Source organism: Mycobacterium malmoense, assembly GCF_019645855.1.
GTDB classification, from domain to species: Bacteria; Actinomycetota; Actinomycetes; order Mycobacteriales; family Mycobacteriaceae; genus Mycobacterium; species Mycobacterium malmoense.
The window spans coordinates 1,421,564-1,437,302 of record NZ_CP080999.1; the positions used below are offsets into that span (position 1 = coordinate 1,421,564).

Below are 15,739 nucleotides of genomic sequence, written 5' to 3' on the forward strand. Positions count from 1 at the left end.
ATACCGCTGCGAGGATGCCCCCGATGGCGGCGGTCAAAACCTAGGCCGGGACGGGGTCCGTCTGGCGCTGCCAGCAGCGGTGCCGGGCCAGCGCGGCGGCGAGTTCGTCGACGAACTCGTCCGGCAACGTGTCGGCGGCGGCCGTGGTGGTGACGACGGCCTGGTCGCTGACAACATCGGTGGCTGCGTCGCCTTCCGAGGCGAGGCGGTTCTCGATGTGCGCGGCGCGCAGCAGATCGATCCCGGCGCCGAACGCCCCGATCGGCTTGAGGTGCTTGTAGGCCTCCACCACGAAGTGCACGGCATAGCCGTCGTGGGAAAGCGTCGAAACCGACCGCGGCCCGCACGCCACCACCACCGCGTCGTAGAGCACTGACGCCATCGTCGTGAACGCCCGGTCGACGGGAAGTTCGCCGCCCGATCCGCCCTGCAAACTTCCGCCCGCAACGGGGGCTAAAACTTCGACCACCGCGCCGCGCCGCTCCATCAGCTCGGTAAACCGCTGCGTTCCAACGATGTCGACGCCATCGGCGGCCAGCACCGCGATCTTGCGCGAGGCGATCGTGTCGCCGCCGCCGATCTGGGACAGCGCCGGCGACGCGACCACCGCGCCGTCGACCACTTCGTCGGGAGGCTCGGGAAGCCCCAGCTTTGCCGCCACCCGGGTGGCCAGCTCGTGGTCCACACGCGCGAGTTGGGCCGCCACCGCCGAACGGATCTCGGGCACCTCCACCTTCCCCAGTTCGAACGCGAACGCGGCGACGATGTGTTCGGCCTCGACGGCCGACATGCTCTTCCAGAACATCCGCGCCTGGCTGTAGTGATTCTCGAACGACTTCGCGCGCTTTCGCATCGCGACGCCGTCGACCTGCTGTGTGTAGTGACGGAACACGTTCTCGTCGGCCAGCGCGGGGCATCCGCCGCCGATGCTGTTCTTGTAGTAGCTGGACCGGCCCTGCGGGATGACGTGCTGCCCGTAGCCGTCGTGCTGGTTGTTGCGGACCTCGGCCACCGGCCGGTTGACCGGCAGCTGCGCAAAGTTGGGACCGCCCAGGCGGATCAACTGCGTGTCGAGGTAGGAGAAGTTGCGGAACTGCAGCAGCGGATCGTTGGTGAAGTCGATCCCCGGTACCACGTTGGCGGTGTGGAAGGCCACCTGCTCGGTTTCGGCGAAGAAGTTGTCCGGGTTGCGGTTGAGCACCATCTTGCCCACGGGTCGAACCGGAACCCGTTCCTCCGGAATGATTTTCGTCGGATCGAGGAGGTCGAAGTCGAACGCGAACTCGTCGGCCTCGGCCACCAGCTGCACCCCGAGCTCCCACTCGGGATGCTGGCCGGACTCGATGGCCTCCCACAGGTCGCGCCGGTTGTAATCGGGGTCCTTGCCGGCGATCTTTTGCGCCTCGTCCCAGATCAGCGAATGCGTGCCCAGGCGCGGCTTCCAGTGAAACTTCACGAAAGTGCCCTCGCCGCGGTCGTTGACCAGCCGGAACGTGTGCACGCCGAAGCCCTGCATCATGCGGTAGCTGCGCGGCAACGCCCGATCCGACATCAGCCACATGATGGTGTGCAGCGTCTCGGGCTGCAGCGAGACGAAGTCCCACAACGTGTCGTGGGCCGACGCCGCCTGCGGAATCTCGTTGTGCGGCTCCGGTTTTACCGCGTGGACGAAGTCGGGGAACTTGATGCCGTCCTGGATGAAGAAGACCGGGAAGTTGTTGCCCACCAGGTCGTAGTTGCCCTGCTCCGTGTAGAACTTGGTGGCAAAGCCACGCACGTCGCGGACCGTGTCGGCCGAACCGCGCGACCCGGCGACCGTGGAGAACCGCACGAACACGGGGGTGCGGGCGCCCGGCGTGGTCAGGAATTTCGCCGCGGTGTACTCGGCCAGCCAGTCGTCATACGGTTCGAAGAAGCCGTACGCGCCGGCCCCGCGCGCGTGAACCACCCGCTCCGGGATGCGCTCGTGGTCGAAATGGGTGATCTTCTCCCGGGCGTGAAAGTCCTCCAGCAGCGTGGGTCCCCGCTCGCCGACGGTCAGCGAATCGTCGGTGTGGTCGACCCGGACGCCCTGCTGGGTGGTCAGGTATCCGGTGTCGCGGCGCACCCGCGACGGCTCGAGATCGCGCTGCTTGGGGTCGGACGTGTGGTCGGTGTTCATGGCGCTTGCTGTCCTTCGCTTTTCGTCACGGCACTGCGGCCCGACCGGTTGGGTACCACCGCACGGCCGGTGCAAACGGACCAACCGAGGCGCCCACCCACGACGTGGGCGGTCACGTGCCGTCGGCGCCTAGCATGGACATCGACAACGCCGTTACCGCCCGGTAGGAGATCGCATGGCCGAGATTCACGTGGAGCGCACCATCGCCGCGCCCGCCGAACGGGTCTTCGACTGGCTGGCCGACCCGGTCAACCTGGCCGCCGCCCCGCTGGCGCTCAAGGCGCGCTACGCGAAGGATTCGCCGGGGCCCGGGGCGGGCGCGGTGCGCGAGGTGATCGGGGTCGGCATGTGGTTCCGGGAAAAGATCACGGCCTACGACCGTCCGCGCAGTTACTCGTACCTCATCATCAGATCGTTCCCGCCGTTCGATCACGAGGGCGGCACGCTGACGTTCACCGAATCCGGCGACGGCACCCACGTGGACTGGCGCAGCAACTACACCCATCCGGCTTGGGCCGGGGGCAGGCTGCTGGAGGCCGTCAGCTATCGGCTGCTGCGCTCGAACTTCCTTGCGATCCTCGATGCCTGCGCAAACGCGGTGCCGGAGTAGCTAGCCGGCGTGCGCGTTGAACCAGTCGATCGGGACCTCGGGGTGTGCGCCGAAGTAGTTGTAGCCGTCGAAGCGACGGGTCGTCCCCTCGATCCACACCAGCTTCTTGTCGTCGACGGGGATGGCGTCATAAATCGACTGCACGTCCTCGGGCCGGGTCATCGAGTCGTCATGAACCTGGGCCACGAGGGTGGGGACGCGGATCGACTTGGCGTATTCGAGCGGCGACTGCTCGACGAGGTGGAAACCGGTCCGCTCGTGAAGCGCCCGGTCGAACCGCTGGTAGCCGTCGGGGATGTCGTTGGCCTTGACGAACTCCTCGATGAGGTAGCTGCCTGACACCGGTTGCAGCAGGATGAGCGACTTGATGTGCTCGAATTCCTCCGGATGCTTGGCCATGGCAACGCATGTCGAGTCGGCGCCCAAACACACGCTGAGCAGGAACGTCGTCATGGAGGCGGTGTCGGGTCGCGACTTCGCATACCGGACGGATCCGATCACGTCGCGGTACTCCAGCAGGCCGATGCCGGCCGTGCCGCCGTTTCCCGATCCGCTCAACCCGTGGTTGCGGATGTCGTAGGCCAGGATGTTGTAGCCCGCGTCGTGCAAGGCCTTGTACTCAGGCAGGAAGTTCACCTCGAATCCACCCAGGCCGCCAAACTCCGGCAGATGCCCCGGGTAGCCGTAGCGATTCCCGGGCAGGAAATGGTTGTGGATGATCAACGTGTCCGAATCGGCGGGGATAAACCAGCCTTCGAGCGATACGCCGTCCATCGACGGAAAGAACACGTCTTCGTAGTCCAGGCCGACCTCGCCGGGTCGACGCAAGACCGGCGCACGCCGCCCGGCCGTCGTGCCCGTCACCCACATGTCCAGGAAACTGTCGAGCGCAGCTTGGCCCCGCTGTTCTTCGTTCGGCATGTCAGACCTCCTCTAGAAACGAACACATCCGACGCTACGCATGCCCGGTCTGCATAGACAGATGCCCTTAACCGCTCAATCGGTGCATCAATTGGCCGGCGGCGTAGCGGCCACTGACCACGGCGCCGGTCACGGTCGCCGGATTGTTGACGCCGACGGCCTCACCCGCCAGGTAAAGCCGGTCGCCGATCGGTTCCTGCAGCCGGCGCCGGTCGTCGAGGCCGGATCCGGGCGCGTGAAACGAATATGTGCCGCGCGCGTAGGGGTCGACGGTCCAATCTGAGGTTCGCACCTCGACCGGGGAGATGTCATCGCCGAACAGCCGGCGGGCGACGGGCAGCGCGCCGGCCATCAGGTCACCGGGGGAGGACGACTCCACCGACCGGCCGCGGTCACCGGCGTTGAAAGCCAACACGATTGGGCCCGCGGCGCTCGGCAGGGTGAACCACTGCGACCACAGGCCCGGCCCGGCGCCGAGGAATTGGTAGAAGGCGTTCTCCACGTTCCAGGTTCGCCGGTCGAAGCGGAAGTAGCTCTTGGACAGCACGCCGAACCCCAGCGCGTTCACCGCGTGGGTGTGTCCGTCGGGAAGGGGCGGGTCGAACGCGATCGCACCGGATTTCAGCACGCCGAGGGGAACCGTGACGATCACGGCGGGTCCCTCGAACGATCGGTTTCCGGCCCGCACGACGACGGAGTCGTCGCGCCGGGCGATCGCGGTCACCGGCGTATTCAGCACGATATGAAGGCCGTCGGCAAGCAGCCGCGGCAGGGCGTCGTAGCCGCTGGTGATGACGTCCTGTTCGCCACCGGCGTATTCGCCCTTGTCAAATGTCTTGGCGGACAGCTGGTTTGCGTCGGCGGCGTATTCGTCCTCGATCTCGGTGGTCAGATAGAAAGCCAACTGGGCGTGGTCGGCATCGGAAAGCCCCGCGCTGGTAGCCGCCGAGTCGACGGCGGCGCCGAGGCTCCCGCCGTCGACCCGGTCACGGGCCCGTTCCACGAACTCGCGCCAGGTTTTCGGGTCGTAGTTCAGCGGCTGCAGCTGGGGATCGACCGCAAGCTTCGCCCACCCGTAGTAGTCGGTCGGGACGAGCTGCGCCCGCGCCCGCTGCGCCAGCTCCATCAGCGGATTGTCCGTCGCGCCGTGGATCCAGGACGCGCCCATCTCGAGCGGCACGCCCCAGTCGCGGTTGGTGTATACCCTGCCGCCGATGCGATCCCGGGCTTCGATGACGCGCACCGGCCGCCCCGCGTCGGCGAGGCTACGCGCGGCCGACAGGCCCGCCATCCCGGCGCCGACGACGAGCACCGACTCGGTGTCCGGTGCCGGCCGGCGACCCGACCCGCAGGCGGCCATCAGCCCGCCGCCGACCACGCTCGTCGTTGCAGCGAAGAACTCCCGACGGGACACCGGGGACATGGCTGTCAGGGTCTCACATCGCAACCGGCGCGGCGCTTTGCGTTTAGTTATTGGACGGTCGTGCCGAAATTCCCGGCGTGTATTCGGCCGATTTGGATCCGTTCGGCGTTGACTTCGGGCTAAACTCCCCACCATCCAGGGTGCGGCAATGCGGCCGCGTTCGAAGGGGGAGCGGCGATGGGTGCTCGGCGATCGACTCGCACAACCGAGCGGCTCCCGGACGGACTACCGCCGTGCCGCACCGTAACCGTGCGCGCGGCCGACGGAACCCCGTTGCACGCCGAGGTTTTCGGGCCGGCCGACGGCTATCCGATTGTGCTGACGCACGGCATCACCTGCGCGATCCGGGCGTGGGCGCACCAGATCGCGGACCTGGCCGCCGATTACCGGGTGATCGCGTTCGACCATCGCGGCCATGGGCGCAGCGGCGTTCCGCGCCGCGGCGGCTACAGCCTGAAACACCTTGCGTCCGACCTGGATTCGGTGTTGGAGGCGACGTTGGCGCCGCGCGAGCGCGCGGTGCTGGCCGGGCATTCGATGGGCGGCATCACCATCGCCGCCTGGTCGGCGCACTACCGGCACAAGGTGCGGCGGCGCGCCGATGCCGTCGCGCTGATCAACACCACCACCGGGGATTTGGTGCGGGAGGTGAAACTGCTGTCGGTGCCGCGCGAGTTCTCGCCGGCGCGAGTCCTGGCCGCGCGTGCCCTGATCAACGCGTTCGGCGGGTTTCCCCTACCGCCCGCGGCCGGGATCCCGAGCCGTTACCTGGTCGCGATGCTGGCGGTCGGACGCGACGCCGACCCGAGCGCCGCGCGAGTCGTCAACGAGTTGTTCGCCAAGACAGCGCCCGCCGGACGCGGGGGCTGTGCGAAGATGCTCGTCGACGCGTTGGGATCGCGGCATCTGGACCTGGACGGATTGACGGTGCCCACCCTGGTCATCGGCAGCGAACGCGATCGGCTGACGCCGATCAGCCAGTCCCGCAGGATCGCCCGCACCGCGCCCAACATCGTCGGCCTGGTCGAGCTGCCCGGCGGCCACTGCTCGATGCTGGAGCAGCCCGGTGAGGTGAGCCGGCACCTGCGGGCACTCGCGGAATCGGTGACCCACGACGTCCGGATCAGCTCATAGCAACGCCGTGATCTCGGCGGCCGCCCGCTGGCCCGACCTGACGGCGCCGTCGAGAAACCCGGTCCATTCGTCCGCGGTCTCGGTGCCGGCCCAGTGGATCGGCCCGACCGGTTCGCGCAACCACTGTCCGAACCGCGTCCATGACCCCGGCGGTACCGCGGCCGTCGGACCACCCGGCGCGAAATCCTCTGCGCCCCAACGGTAGTCGACATAGTCGAGGGGTTTGAGCGCCGCGTCGCCGAACAGCCTCGCGAGGCAGCGCAGCGCGTCGCGGCGGCGCTGCTCGGCGGGTAGCGAGTCGAACGCGCGGGCGTCGACGAAGCCCATCAGGATGCCCGGCCCGTCGGCGTGCGGACTGACGTCGAAGGTGATGAACACCGGGCCCTTGTCCGACAGCGCCTGGCCGGAGAATCCATCGGCCCGCCAGAACGGCGTCTCATAGGCCGCGTAGGCCTTGCTGAGCCGGCCCTGCGGCCAGTGCTGGGCGAGCTGTGCGTACTCGGCGGGCAGTGGGGGAGCGAACTCGATCGCCGCGCGATGGGCCGGCGGGATCGCGACGATGACGAACCCGGCCTCGGCCGCGCCGGCGTCGCTGGTGACCGTCACGCCCGCGCCGTGCCGGTCGATGCGGCGGACCGGTGCGTTGAGCACGACGCGCGAGCCCAGTTCGGCGGCCGCCGCCTCGGCGATCTGCTGGGTGCCGCCGCGGAAACGGTCCTGCTGGGCACCGTTTTCGACGTCGAGCAGCCGGTCCAGCCCGCCGGCGGCGTGCGTGTAGCGGGCGGCGTGCAGCATCGACACGTCGTCGGGTTCGCACCCCCAGGTCACCCGGGCCACGATGGCCAGCAGATCGCGCGACGAGGCGGTGGCGCGCACCGAGCGCAACCACTTGCCGAGCGACATGCCGTCCAGCTCGCGGGCGCGGCGAGCGTCCCAGGGGGCCGCCACCGGAATGCCGCGGGCGATCCTTTCGAATTGCCAACGCAGCCGGCCGATGTCGAGCAGTCCGGTCAGCGAAAGCTTGGGGATGGTGCCGCGGTAGGGACGCACCCAGCCGCGCCAGTGGATCACGTTCTTACCGTCGTTGTGGGTCGGAATGGTCGGGACCGCAAGCTCGGCCGCCAGCGCGAGGACGGCGTCTTGGGTCGGGCCGACGAAGGTGCCGCCCAGATCGGCGGGCAACCCCGCAACACTGCCGGTGAACGAGCGGCCGCCGACCCGGTCACGGCCCTCGAAGACCAGCACGTCATGGCCCTGTCGCGTCAGCTCCCGCGCCGCGGAAAGCCCGGCAAAGCCGGCACCGACCACGACAACGTCGACAACCCGCGGCGGCTTTGGCACGTCCCCTAGTCAACCGCATTTTGACGGATTCGTAGGATAAATTTCGATCGCCCGCCTTTCCAGGGCGGTTGCACGCCCGGAACGGTTAAGCAGGTACATGAGAGTCTTCACCGCGTTGTACGGGCCCACCGACGCCGTCGAGCGTGCGCGGGCGCTGCGCGACGCCGGGGCCAGCGGTGTTGCCACCTTCGAGGGTCAGCACGACGTGTTCGCCCCGCTGACGCTGGCCGCCACCGTGGGCGACCTGGACCTGATGACCAACGTGGCCATCGCGTTTCCGCGCAATCCGATCCACCTGGCGCACCAGGCTAACGATCACCAGCTGCTCAGCGGCGGGCGCTTCTTCCTCGGCCTCGGCACCCAGATTCGCCCGCAGATCGAGAAGCGGTTCGGGGCGCAGTTCGACCACCCGGTGGCCCGCATGACCGAGCTGATCGCCGCGCTGCGCGCGATCTTCGAAGCCTGGAACTCCGGTGGCCGCTTGAACTTTCGGGGCGACTACTATCGGCACACGCTGATGACTCCGGCCTTCAACCCGGGCCCGAACCCCTATGGCCCGCCGCCGATCTATGTCGGCGCCCTCGGGCCGAGGCTGACCCGCGCCGCCGCCGAGCACGCCGACGGCCTGCTGGTGATGCCGTTCGGCTCCACAAGGTTCCTGCGCGATGCCACGATGCCCGCGGTGCGCGACGGGCTGCAGGCCAGCGGCCGGCGGCCCGACGAGTTCGCCGTCATTCCCGAGATCATCGTGTCGGCGGGCGACACCGACGCCGACCGGGAACGGGCCGACGCGGGCACCCGTCAGCTGCTGGCGTTCTACGGGTCGACCCCGGCGTACCGGCCGGTGCTGGCCGCCCACGGCTGGGAGGACCTGCAGCCCGAACTCAACACGATGTCCAAACAGGGCCGCTGGCAGGAGATGGGCGGGCTCATCGACGACGAGATGATGCACACCATGGCCGCCTGCGGCACACCCGCGGAGGTCGCCGCCCACATCCGCGATCGCGTCGACGGCGTCTCGGACACCGTGTGCCTGTATCAGCCGGCGCCCATCGGGCCCGAGATCCTGGCCGCGATCATCGACGAGCTGAACCGCGAAGGGTAGCGCGCACGTTCGCATCACGGCGATGGCAAACATTCGCCGACGTCGACGCGTTGGCTAGCCTGCCACCACGTGATCATCACGGATCCTCCCTCGACGGCCGACCGGAAACCCCGTCTGCGGACGGTAGCGGTCGGCAGCATGATCGGCACCACCATCGAGTGGTACGACTTCTACCTTTACGCGACGGCGTCGGCGCTCGTGTTCAAACCGCTTTTCTTTCCCAACGTTTCCGCGACGGGCGGAACCTTGGCCTCGTTTGCCACCTACGCCGCCGGGTTCGGCGCGCGGCCGATCGGTGCCATCGTGTCGGGTCACTTCGGGGATCGGCTGGGGCGTAAGGCCGTTCTGGTGGCCGCGTTGCTGTCGATGGGTCTCGTCACGACCGCGATCGGAGTGCTGCCGACCTATGCCGAGGCGGGTCTGCTCGCGCCGACGCTGTTGGCGGTTCTACGTGTGTTACAGGGGCTTGCCGTGGGCGCCGAATGGGGAGGCGCCGCCGTGTTGTCCGTGGAGCATGCGCCGGCCGGCCACCGAGGACTGTTCGGCAGCTTCACCCAGCTGGGCTCCCCGGCCGGTATGTTGCTGGCGACGTCCGTCTTCTACCTGACCCGAAAGTTCACCGGCGCTGCCGCCTTCCTTGCGTTCGGATGGCGAATACCCTTCCTGCTCAGCATTTTTCTGGTAGCCCTTGGGGTGTTTGTCCGACTCAGGTTGGGCGATGCCGAGGTCTTCGAACGCGTTAAGCAACTCGATAAGCTCAGCCGCCTGCCGGTGGTAGAGGTGCTGCGCACCGATCCGCGTAATGTCTTGATCACCACGGGGTTACGGCTATCACAGATTGCGCTGTTCGTCCTGCTGACCACGTATTCGCTTACTTACCTTCAGGATTCATTCGGCAAGGGCAACGGGATCGGTTTGATCGCGGTGCTGATATCGTCGGCTCTCGGATTCGCCAGCACGCCGGGATGGGCGGTGCTGTCGGATCGGATCGGCCGGCGGCCACCGTATCTGTTCGGCGCACTTGCCGGCGTCGTGGCCCTGGCATTGTTCTTCGTGGCGGCGGGAAGCGGGTCGGCGATCACGGTCGCGGCCGCCTATGCGGCGCGGGAGACCTGCGGGGACACAATCGGGTGACTGCGGGGTGAGTTCATGAGCAGGATCTTTCTCAACGCCTTCGACATGGCCTGCGTCGGGCACCAGTCGGCGGGGCTGTGGCGCCATCCCGACGACCAAGGCTACCGGTACCGGGAACTCGGCTACTGGACCGAACTGGCCCGCATTCTGGAAGCCGGCGGGTTTGATGCGCTGTTCCTCGCCGACGTGCTCGGCGTCTACGACGTGTACGGGGCCTCACGGGACGCGGCGGTCCTCGATGCCGCGCAGTTCCCGGTCAACGACCCGACCGCGGCCGTTTCGGCGATGGCCGCCGTGACCGAGACCCTGGGGTTCGGGATCACGCTGTCGCTGACCTACGAGCAGCCCTACGCGCTGGCGCGCAGGTTGTCCACGCTGGATCACCTCACCGACGGCCGCGTGGCGTGGAACATCGTCACCTCCTATTTGGACAGTGCCGCACGCAATCTCGGCCTGGACGCGCAGATTCCGCACGACCAGCGCTACGAGATCGCCGACGAGTATCTCGAGGTTTGTTACAAGCTGTGGGAAGCGTCGTGGGAATCCGACGCCGTGGTGCGCGACCGCGAAAGGGGAGTGTTCACCGACCCGGCGAAGGTGCACGACATCGAGCACAAGGGCCGCTATTTCTCCGTCCCCGGTCCGTTTTTGTGCGAGCCGTCGCCGCAACGCACCCCCGTGCTGTTCCAGGCCGGCGCCTCGTCGCGGGGCGTCAGGTTCGCCGCGGCCCACGCCGAGGCGGTGTTCGTCTCCGGCCCGACGCCGCAGGTCGTGGGTGGTCCCGTGCGGGCACTGCGAACGGCCGCCGCCGAGCTGGGCCGCGATCCCCGTTCCATCAAGGTATTCACCATGGTCACCCCGGTGGTCGCCGAAACCCACGAGCGGGCCGTCGCCAAGCTGGACGAATACCGCCGGTCCGTCAGTCCCGCCGGCGCGTTGGCGCTGTTCGGCGGCTGGACCGGGATCGACCTGGCGGAACTCGACCCCGACGAGCCGTTGCGGTACGTCGAGACCGACGCGAACCGGTCGGCGCTGGCCTCCTTCACCACCGCCGCTCCCGAGCGCACCTGGACGGTGCGGGAACTGGCCGAGGAGATAGGCATCGGCGGCCGCGGCCCGGTCGTGACCGGTTCGCCGACCGAGGTCGCCGACGAACTCGAGCGGTGGGTAGCCGAAGCCGATGTCGACGGGTTCAATCTGGCCTACGTCACGACTCCGGGCACCTTCGTCGACTTTGCGAAGTTCGTGGTGCCGGAGCTGCGGCGCCGCGGGCGGGTCCCGGGGCACGTGCCGCGTTCCACCCTGCGCGAACGGCTCGGGGGCACCGGACCGCTGTTGGCTGACGACCACCCCGGCGCCGGATACCGATTACGGCGCCACCGTTAACCAGTCTTTGAAACCGGTCGGGTCGTGGCGGCCCAGCGCGCCGTGCTCGTAAAGACCCCAACCCTCCACCGGTTCGGAGTCGCCGTCGCGGCACAGCGCGCGGCCCACATGGTCGATCACGCCGAAGCCTGACCGCGCGACGATCGCCGGGTCGGTCATGTCGTAGGTCAGCCGTTCGACGAACTTTTCGCCCTTCCACATGCCGTGCAGCCAGTCCGAGTCGCCGCCGTAGCCGCCGCCGACGTGGATGGGGACCGGAAGCTTGGACTCCACGTCGAAGTGCACCGGAGTGCCGTCGGGGGTGGTCGCGTCGATCGTGGCGCCGGTCGGGATGCGGGTGCCGGAACGGTAGTGGATTTTGACCCGTGGCCAGCCCAACTGCTCGACGCGGCCGTCGCGCCACACCCGGGTGCAGTCGTTGAGTGAGCGGAACCCGTTGGGCTCCTCCTGGATGATCAGCACGATGGCGAAGTCGTCGAAAGCCATTGGCACGTAAAGCCACCACATGCCCTCGAATGGCGGGTCGGCGGGCCGGCCCGCGGGCTCGGGCTCACCGATCGGCCGGATGCCCCAGGACCGGTCGCGGCTGCCGAGCCAGGTCGCGGGGTCGACGGCGATCTCCTCGCCGTCGACGGCGATGCGGCCGCTCCAGCTGCCGAGCTGGGCGAACCGCTGGGCATCGAGCGTCACCCGGTTGCCGGACCGCAGGACGTGCGGCTGTTCCTGGACGACGTCGAACAGGCCTTCCCAGGTGAGATCGGCTGCGATGCCTTCGGTTTCGTCGAGGATCAGGCGCAGTTTGCGCAGCGGCTCGATCACCTCGATGCGGTAGCCGTTGACGTTCTGGTTGAGCCGGTCCTGGTCGATGGCGTCGGACAGGTGCACCGCTGTCTGGGTGTCCCCGCGGCGGATGAGCACGAACGCGTCCTTCACGCCCAGGTTCGGGTAGTAGCCGATGCCGCTGATCACAAAGATGTTTCCGGTGCGGTCGTGGGCGTTGAAGTAGGAGCGGTCGTAGAAGTTGCGGTCCGAGGAGCCCGGCCACGCGATCGGCTGCGGAAGCTGATGTACCGGGAACTCGTCGAGCGGGCCTAGCGCTTGCGGCATTACTGATCCTCTCCGATAAGACGTTTCATCAATCCGGCGTGGTAGAACAGCGACTCGACATCATCGGGTTTGTCGACCTCGCCGAAGTGCACCCGCCGCGCGCCGGTACGCATGAACACGCAAGCCCACATCACCCCGGAGTAGGCGTAAAACCACCGCAGGTCGCCCACTTCCACGCCGGTGAGTCGCCGGTAGGTGGCGCGGACGTCCTCTTCACGCATCACCTCCGGCAGGCCCGGCAGCGTCGCCAAACCGGCCAGTTCCTGAAAAACCATGTGCGCGTAGATCATCCACGCCACGTCCAGCTCGCGCGGCCCCAGCGTCACCATCTCCCAGTCCAGCACCGCCACCGGCCGAAAGTCGCGGTACAACACGTTGCCCACCCGGGCGTCGCCCCAGAGCAGCACGGGCTCGCGCGCGGCCGCCTCGGCCGGCCAGTTGTCTTCCAGCCAGTCGAAGGTCCGTTCCAGCAAGGGCGATCGGCCGATGTCGGGCACCGCGAAGTCGTACCAGGATCGCACCCAGTTGAAATGCCTGCGCAGCGCCGTGTCGCCCTCCCGTTGCCCGGAAAGGAAGGGGAATGTCTTCTCCGCGTTGGGGATTGAATGCAGGGCGGCCAGCAGGCCGACGGTGGTGTCCTGCAGTTCGCGCTGACGCTCGGCGGGCGCGTCGGCGAACCAGTTGCCGCCGAAGGTGTAGGGCATGACGTCGGGCGGCACCACGCCGTCGACGTAGTCCATCACGAAGAAGGGCGTGCCCAGGACGTCGCCGGTGGTCTCGAGCCAGCGCACGCGCGGGACGGGGACCTCGGTGAGTTCGCCGACCTTTCGTATCACCTCGAATTGGTGGTCGAGTCGATACGTCGGGAAGACCTGCACGTCCTCGGCGGTGGGTGCCACCCGCGCCACCAGCTTTTGCTCGATCGGCCGCCCGTCCTGCCGCCAGCGGGCGGTCAGGATGATGGTCTCCGACGACATGCCCGTCGAGTCCACGCCGCTTTCCACGGTCACCTCGGGCTCTGGATTCTCGGCCCCGCCGGGTAACACGGTCGACAGCCATTTCGACATCACCGCCGGCAGGGTGGTGACGTCACGGCTCGAGCGCTGCAGTCGGTCGATCTCTCCGATTACCGGTTCATTGGCCACAGTTGCCTCCATTCGCCGAGACTTCCTCGCGGCAATTACGATACGGTAGGTAGCGTTATGAAAGCAGACCCATCCGCCCTTGACAAGGCCCCCGGCGCCGGGAGGCCCCGGGATCCGCGCATCGACTCGGCCATCCTGTCGGCGACCGCGGAACTGCTTGTGGAGATCGGCTATTCGAACCTCAGCCTGGCGGCGGTGGCCGAGCGCGCCGGCACCACGAAATCGGCCCTGTACCGCCGGTGGTCGAGCAAGGCCGAGCTGGTGCACGAGACGGCGTTCCCGACGGCGCCCACCGCGCTGGAGTCGCCGGCCGGCGACATCGCCGCCGACGTCCGGATGATGATCGAGGCCACCCGCGATGTGTTCACCACCCCGGTGGTGCGCGCGGCGTTGCCCGGCCTGGTGGCCGACATGACGGCCGATCCCGCCCTCAACGCCCGCGTCATGTCACGCTTCACCGACCTGTTCACCGCGGTGCGGATACGGCTGGGCGAGGCCGTCGACCGGGGTGAGGCGCATCCCGGCGTGGACCCGGATCGGTTGATCGAGTTGATTGGGGGAGCGACGATGCTGCGGATGCTGCTGCGCCCGGACGAGCCGCTGGATGACACGTGGGTGGCGCAGACCGCCGCCATCGTCGTGCATGGGGTGACGGGGTGACGCGGCGACTGGCGGGACGGGCCGCGATCGTCACCGGCGCCAGCCGCGGCCTGGGGCGGGCGATCGCGCTGGCCCTTGCCGCGGAGGGCGCCGCCGTCGCCGTCGCGGGGCGCACCGAACAGGTGTGGGATGACCGGCTGCCGGGAACCATCGGTGAGACGGTCGCCGACATCGAGGCGGCGGGCGGGCGCGCGGCGGCGGTCCGGGCCGATCTGACCGACCGCGACGACATCGCCCGACTGGTGGGTTCGGCGCGAGATGCGTTGGGCCCCATCACCATTCTGGTGAACAATGCGGCGTTTACCGCACCGGGGCGCCCGCCGGTCGGCGGCGCCGAGCCGCGTGCTAAGCCCGCGTCGGCGGCGGCTAAGTCTGCATCGGGCGGCGGCAAACCGGATTGGCCGCCGTTCCTTGGTACGCCGTTGGCCGCGTATCGCCGGCATTTCGACATTGCGGTCTTCGCCGCCTACGAGCTGATGCAACTGGTGTGCCCCGACATGATCGACGCGGGTGGCGGCGCGGTCGTCAACATCACCTCGGTCGCGTCGCGGTTGCCCGGCGACGGACCCTATCCGGAACGCGGCGGCGGGGTCCTGCCCGGTTACGGCGGGTCCAAGGCGGCGCTCGAGCACCTCACCCAATGCGCGGCATTCGATCTCGCCGGCCACAACATCGCGGTAAACGCGCTATCGCCCTCCAAGCCGATCCTCACGCCGGGGCTGGCCTACTACGCCCGCGAATTTGTGGACACCGCGTCGGCGGATGAATTCGCTTGGGCAGCAGTGGAATTGGCACTGGCGGACCCGGCGGTGGTCACCGGGCGCACGATCGGGCATCTGCAGGTGCTCGACGGCAGCTTCCGGCCGTTCACGCTGGGCTAGCCGTGGGACGCGGCTTGGTTGCCGTCACGGCCTTGATAACCACGGCGTACAACCTGTGCCAGTGCGGGGAAGCAAACCCCGCGCGGAGCACGAGGCCGGTGGCGCGGCTCTTGGTGCGGGCTTTACCCCGGCGGCTGGTGGCCAGGGTTGGCAGCAGCCACCGCGAGAACTGGTCGACGAGCACCAGGTGACCACCGGGGCGCAGCACCCGGGCGCATTCGACGAGTCCGGCTTGTTGGTCGGCCCAGTGATCGAACGATGTCGTGCTGACGACGAGGTCAAAGGTGGCGTCGGGGTAGCCGAGCCGCTCGGCCACCCCGACGGTAAAGCTCAATCGATCGTCGTGAGTGAAAGTCCTTGCGGTTTCGACCATTTGGGGTGCGGGGTCGATGCCGCAAAGCTGTTGGGCAGCCGGGTAACGGCGGGCCAGGGTGCGCAGCAGGTAACCGGTCCCGGACCCCACATCCAGCACTTGACCGGGAGAGGCGGTGGTCGCGACGGCGAGATCGGCGGTCCGGTCGCCAATTTCATGGTGCAGCCGACCACGCCAGCCAAGGTCATACCCGGGCGCTCGATCGTCGAACGCGGCCAGGTCACGATACGGGGGCACCCGCTCAGTGTCCCACCGGCGAGCTCGACCTGGCGAGGGTTACCGTTCTGGGGCGCCCGGCGGTCCCACTGGTCCCGGTGCGCCAGGTCCGCCCGTGTCCTCTTCGGGTGGATCGGGGTCG

The 15,739-nt window shown here is 68.2% G+C and carries 14 protein-coding genes; 7 read left to right on the forward strand and 7 right to left on the reverse strand.

Going from position 1 to position 15,739, the window contains the following annotated elements; genetic code table 11:
* Window positions 1-40: 40 nt before the first annotated feature.
* Complete coding sequence (locus K3U93_RS06710) at window positions 41-2,161, reverse strand: catalase (RefSeq protein ID WP_083010298.1); 2,121 nt, start codon at window positions 2,159-2,161, stop codon at window positions 41-43.
* Window positions 2,162-2,336: 175 nt separating this feature from the next.
* Between K3U93_RS06710 and K3U93_RS06715 the strand changes: the two genes are divergently transcribed.
* Window positions 2,337-2,771 carry an SRPBCC family protein gene (locus K3U93_RS06715; RefSeq protein WP_083010299.1) on the forward strand — a complete coding sequence of 145 codons (435 nt, stop codon included), beginning with the start codon at window positions 2,337-2,339 and terminating at the stop codon, window positions 2,769-2,771.
* On the opposite strand, the gene K3U93_RS06720 is transcribed toward K3U93_RS06715, so the two are convergent.
* A complete protein-coding gene (locus tag K3U93_RS06720; RefSeq protein ID WP_083010300.1) occupies window positions 2,772-3,692 on the reverse strand; it encodes an alpha/beta hydrolase family protein in 921 nt (306 codons plus the stop codon). It lies immediately after the preceding gene.
* Between the two features lie 67 nt (window positions 3,693-3,759).
* A complete protein-coding gene (locus K3U93_RS06725) occupies window positions 3,760-5,115 on the reverse strand; it encodes a flavin monoamine oxidase family protein (RefSeq protein WP_083010301.1) in 1,356 nt (451 codons plus the stop codon).
* A 177-nt stretch (window positions 5,116-5,292) separates the two neighbouring features.
* On the opposite strand from K3U93_RS06725, the gene K3U93_RS06730 reads away from it, so the two are divergent.
* The gene (locus K3U93_RS06730; RefSeq protein ID WP_083010302.1) at window positions 5,293-6,249 is read left to right on the forward strand and encodes an alpha/beta fold hydrolase; all 957 of its coding nucleotides are present in this window, start codon (window positions 5,293-5,295) and stop codon (window positions 6,247-6,249) included.
* Here K3U93_RS06730 and K3U93_RS06735 read toward each other — a convergent pair.
* Complete coding sequence (locus K3U93_RS06735; protein ID WP_083010303.1) at window positions 6,244-7,590, reverse strand: flavin monoamine oxidase family protein; 1,347 nt, start codon at window positions 7,588-7,590, stop codon at window positions 6,244-6,246. The genes K3U93_RS06730 and K3U93_RS06735 overlap by 6 nt on opposite strands.
* Before the next feature lie 97 nt (window positions 7,591-7,687).
* Here K3U93_RS06735 and K3U93_RS06740 point away from each other — a divergent pair, with 97 nt between their 5' ends.
* The 3 genes from K3U93_RS06740 (at window position 7,688) to K3U93_RS06750 (ending at window position 11,215) form a co-directional block, all read left to right on the forward strand.
* Entirely contained in the window at window positions 7,688-8,695 is a 1,008-nt protein-coding gene (locus tag K3U93_RS06740; protein WP_083010304.1) for a TIGR03617 family F420-dependent LLM class oxidoreductase, read from the forward strand.
* Window positions 8,696-8,833: 138 nt separating this feature from the next.
* On the forward strand, window positions 8,834-9,829 hold the full coding sequence (locus tag K3U93_RS06745) for an MFS transporter (protein WP_254893602.1): 996 nt from the start codon (window positions 8,834-8,836) through the stop codon (window positions 9,827-9,829).
* A 15-nt stretch (window positions 9,830-9,844) separates the two neighbouring features.
* Complete coding sequence (locus tag K3U93_RS06750) at window positions 9,845-11,215, forward strand: LLM class flavin-dependent oxidoreductase (protein ID WP_083010305.1); 1,371 nt, start codon at window positions 9,845-9,847, stop codon at window positions 11,213-11,215.
* On the opposite strand, the gene K3U93_RS06755 is transcribed toward K3U93_RS06750, so the two are convergent.
* Complete coding sequence (locus K3U93_RS06755) at window positions 11,198-12,322, reverse strand: Rv3169 family protein (protein ID WP_083010306.1); 1,125 nt, start codon at window positions 12,320-12,322, stop codon at window positions 11,198-11,200. The two genes, K3U93_RS06750 and K3U93_RS06755, sit on opposite strands and share 18 nt — an antisense overlap.
* Window positions 12,322-13,467 (reverse strand): phosphotransferase family protein, encoded by a 1,146-nt coding sequence (locus tag K3U93_RS06760; protein WP_083010307.1) that lies wholly within the window; start codon window positions 13,465-13,467, stop codon window positions 12,322-12,324. The genes K3U93_RS06755 and K3U93_RS06760 overlap by 1 nt, the downstream gene beginning before the upstream one ends.
* A 57-nt stretch (window positions 13,468-13,524) precedes the next feature.
* On the opposite strand from K3U93_RS06760, the gene K3U93_RS06765 reads away from it, so the two are divergent.
* The gene (locus K3U93_RS06765; protein WP_083010308.1) at window positions 13,525-14,127 is read left to right on the forward strand and encodes a TetR/AcrR family transcriptional regulator; all 603 of its coding nucleotides are present in this window, start codon (window positions 13,525-13,527) and stop codon (window positions 14,125-14,127) included.
* Complete coding sequence (locus K3U93_RS06770; protein ID WP_083010309.1) at window positions 14,124-15,008, forward strand: SDR family NAD(P)-dependent oxidoreductase; 885 nt, start codon at window positions 14,124-14,126, stop codon at window positions 15,006-15,008. The genes K3U93_RS06765 and K3U93_RS06770 overlap by 4 nt, the downstream gene beginning before the upstream one ends.
* Here K3U93_RS06770 and K3U93_RS06775 read toward each other — a convergent pair.
* Window positions 14,995-15,618: a class I SAM-dependent methyltransferase gene (locus K3U93_RS06775; RefSeq protein WP_083010310.1), complete on the reverse strand. Its 624-nt coding sequence runs from the start codon at window positions 15,616-15,618 to the stop codon at window positions 14,995-14,997. The genes K3U93_RS06770 and K3U93_RS06775 overlap by 14 nt on opposite strands.
* Window positions 15,619-15,739: the final 121 nt, after the last annotated feature.